Genomic DNA, 3,677 nt, shown 5'->3' on the forward strand with positions numbered 1-3,677 from the left:
AGTGATGAGTATTTTGACTCTATCGGTGCTGGGGATCAAGGCATCATGTTTGGCTTTGCCTGCAATGAAACACCAGAGTTAATGCCGTTACCAATTAGCTTGGCGCACCGCATTGCTCGTAAGTTAGCGGCTGTACGCAAAACAGGACAACTGCCCTATTTACGACCTGATGGTAAAACCCAGGTGACAGTTCTGTACGAAGATGGCCGACCGATCGGCATCGATACTATCTTGATCTCTACTCAACACACACCGACCATTGATGGGATCACTGACGACGCTGCTGTCCAAGCGAAAATTAAGGAAGACCTTTGGACCGCAGTCGTGCAACCTTGTTTCACTGACATCGACATTAAGCCAAACAAGGAAACCAAATATCTGGTCAATCCTACTGGCAAGTTTGTAGTTGGCGGCCCCCAGGGAGATTCTGGCTTGACTGGGCGCAAGATTATTGTTGACACCTATGGTGGCTATTCACGGCATGGGGGTGGTGCATTTTCTGGTAAGGATCCAACAAAAGTAGATCGTAGTGCTGCCTATGCCGCTCGCTATGTAGCTAAGAATATTGTGGCCGCAGGGTTAGCTGAGAAGTGTGAAGTGCAACTGAGCTATGCGATTGGAGTTGCTCGTCCAGTGAGTATTTTAGTAGAGACATTTGGTACTGGCAAGATTAGTAACAGTGATTTACTGAACTTGGTGCAGCAACATTTTGAACTGCGCCCTGCTGGAATTATCCAAACATTCAACTTGCAAAAGCTTCCCGCAGAACGGAATGGACGCTTCTACCAAGATGTGGCCACCTATGGTCATCTGGGGCGCGCTGATCTAGACTTACCGTGGGAAGCGACAGACAAAGCTGCAATCTTGAAGGAATCATTGGCTCAGCTATCAACTGTTAACTAAGTTTAGCTGGATCATCTCAATAGGCTCTGGTGGGCTAGGAGTGCGGATCCATAGGCAGCCTCTGTATGTAATGGCAGCCGACAAGGTACACCCAAATATCGTTGGCGGATGGCCGTCCAGACTGGATTTTGGGCACCACCTCCTGCTGTATACACGCAGCTAATGGGAGTAGCTCCTAGCGTTTGTAAGAGATGATAGCCCTGAGCCTCAATTCGAGCTATGCTCTCTAACAGACCATGGAGAAAATCTACTGGATTATCTGGGCGGGGGTCTAGACGAGGTGGCAAGTCAGGATCGTTGATAGGGAAGCGATCGCCCGGTTGCGTCAAGGGGTAGTAATCCAGTGGAGAGGGGTGATGTGGGTCAATGTGCTGACTGAGGGCTGCTAGCTCAGCATCTGTAAAAAACTGCTTAAGGACAGCACCACCTGTATTAGATGCTCCACCAACTAGCCACAAATCTCCTAACCGATGGCTGTATATACCGTAACGAGCATCATCAACTCGGGTTGTACTGAGTAACTTGAGTACTAAAGTTGACCCTAGAGATGTAACGGCTTCGCCTGGTCGGTTAGCTCCACTGGCCAAGAAGGCTGCTATGCTGTCGGTAGTGCCAGCGCAGACTGTGCAATCGACAGGCAACTGAAAACGATGGCAAGCTTCCCGGTGAACTTGTGCGATCGGTGTTCCTGGTGACACTACCTCAGGCAGCACAACTCCCCACATTGGTTGTGTCAACCAGTTAGGATACTTGAGGTTTTCTACGTCAAACCCTAGCTTTAAGGCATTGTGATAATCGGTGATGCCTAGCTTGCCATGGAGTAAATAAGCAACCCAGTCTGCTTGGTGCATCAAGTAGAGGCAGCCGCTGCGGCTAGTCTGAGACAACTCTGGTAAATTCTGATACCACCACGCTAGTTTAGCCAAGGTAGAGGTAGCACTGAAAACTGGATGGTTGGTAGGGACGATCGCGACTAAGTGATTCAAGACAGCCTTACCTCTAGCGTCGTTATAAAGCAGTGGCTCTGTAATTGGAGTTCCCTGATGGTCACAAAGCAACGCTGTGCCAGATGTACCGTTAATGGCAATTGCCCGCAAGCAGCGGCGACTAGCTTCAGGGATTTGCTCCATGATCTCGAATAGGGTAGCTCGCCAATTAGCAGCTAGTGAAGCAGAGGTGGCGCTGTATGGACTAGTAATTGCCACATGGACAGTGTTCTGTTCGTCAATAACAATCGCTCGCACACCGGAGGTGCCAAAATCAATGCCAAGATAGTAATTCACACTGTTACAATCCAGGTAATTCACGGTTTGCCTAGCCCTAGGGTCAGTTCTATATGCTTGGGATCAGCTACTGAGATAGGCCGCATGGTGCTAGTGGTTGTATTGCTATATTGTCCTGCTAAATCCGTTTCGCCATGACTACAGAGATCTTGGATGTTCGTAACCTGCGCGTAGAATTTCATTCAGGATCTGGGGTAGTGACAGCTGTTGACGGCATTGACTTTCAAGTGAAACAGGGAGAAACCTTGGGCATTGTGGGCGAATCTGGCTCAGGTAAGTCAGTGACTGCATTGGCCATTATGGGTTTGGTGCCCTACCCAGGATCAGTAACGGCTGACAGCTTACGGTTTCGAGCCAGTGCCGATTCATCGGCAATTGACTTACTGCAACTATCACCCCGACAACTACAGCAATTGCGTGGTAGCAAGCTGGCCATGGTTTTCCAAGAACCCATGAGTTCGCTGAATCCGGTTTATAGCATTGGCTTTCAACTCATGGAAGCGATTCTACAACATCAGCAAGTAACCCTAACTCAAGCACGCCATCAGGCGATTGCCCGATTGCAAGAGGTAAGCCTTCTCCGAGAAGATGATGACGAGCAGACAAAGCAAGCGATGCTGAATCGCTATCCTCATCAGTTATCAGGAGGACAAATCCAGCGGGTAATGATTGCCATGGCGATTTGTTCTGACCCAGTGATTCTGATTGCCGATGAGCCAACGACAGCTTTAGATGTGACTGTGCAAGCTGAGATTTTGGCATTGTTGCGGCGCATTCAGCAAGATCGTGGCATGTCCATTATCTTCATTACCCATGATTTAGGGGTAATTGCTAGTGTTGCTGACACTGTGGTCGTCATGTATCAAGGCAAGGTTGTAGAGTCAGGATCCTTAGCACAGATTTTTAGCCGACCTCACCACCCCTACACCCAGGGGCTATTGGCTTGCCGTCCTTCACCAGAGCGACGCTTGCGCGTGTTGCCTACCGTGGCCGATTTTCTAACCAGCGATCGCATCAACGCCCGAACGGTACTAGACGATCAGCAGGGGGAACTAGGCAGCCCTCTATCAACTACAGAGATGGAGCAGCGGTTGAGAACATTAGCAAATGAACCGCCATTGTTGACTGTGCAAGACCTACAGGTAGCCTTTCCAGTGAAAGGGTTGTGGGGACAAACCCAACGCTATGTGATGGCAGTCAACGGTGTGTCCTTTGACGTGTATCTAGGAGAAACCTTGGGACTGGTGGGCGAGTCAGGCTGTGGCAAAACAACTCTGGCACGTACATTGTTGCAACTTATACCAGCAACAGCAGGGCGAATTATCTTTGCTGGGCAGGATGTCATTGCTCAAGCTAAACGCTATCCAGCAGCATTACGTAACTTGCGGCGAGAAATGCAAATCATTTTCCAAAATCCCTATGGTGCTTTGAATCCACGCATGACGATCGCAGAAATCGTCACGGAACCATTACGAATTTACCAACAGGGCA

3 protein-coding genes are annotated in these 3,677 nt (G+C 49.3%); 2 read left to right on the forward strand and 1 reads right to left on the reverse strand.

The window, feature by feature from the left end:
- Positions 1–903, forward strand: a 903-nt coding sequence (gene metK / locus NZ772_15645; GenBank protein ID MCS6814988.1) for a methionine adenosyltransferase, incomplete at its 5' end; no start/stop codon positions are given.
- A gap of 11 nt (positions 904–914) precedes the next feature.
- Here the strand turns inward: metK and NZ772_15650 are convergent.
- Positions 915–2,186 carry an FGGY-family carbohydrate kinase gene (locus tag NZ772_15650; GenBank protein ID MCS6814989.1) on the reverse strand — a complete coding sequence of 424 codons (1,272 nt, stop codon included), beginning with the start codon at positions 2,184–2,186 and terminating at the stop codon, positions 915–917.
- Positions 2,187–2,320: 134 nt separating this feature from the next.
- Here NZ772_15650 and NZ772_15655 point away from each other — a divergent pair.
- Positions 2,321–3,677 (forward strand): ABC transporter ATP-binding protein (locus NZ772_15655; protein ID MCS6814990.1); only part of this gene is annotated, 1,357 nt, incomplete at its 3' end.

The sequence above is a fragment of the Cyanobacteriota bacterium genome (assembly GCA_025054735.1).
Taxonomy (GTDB): Bacteria; Cyanobacteriota; Cyanobacteriia; order SKYG9; family SKYG9; genus SKYG9.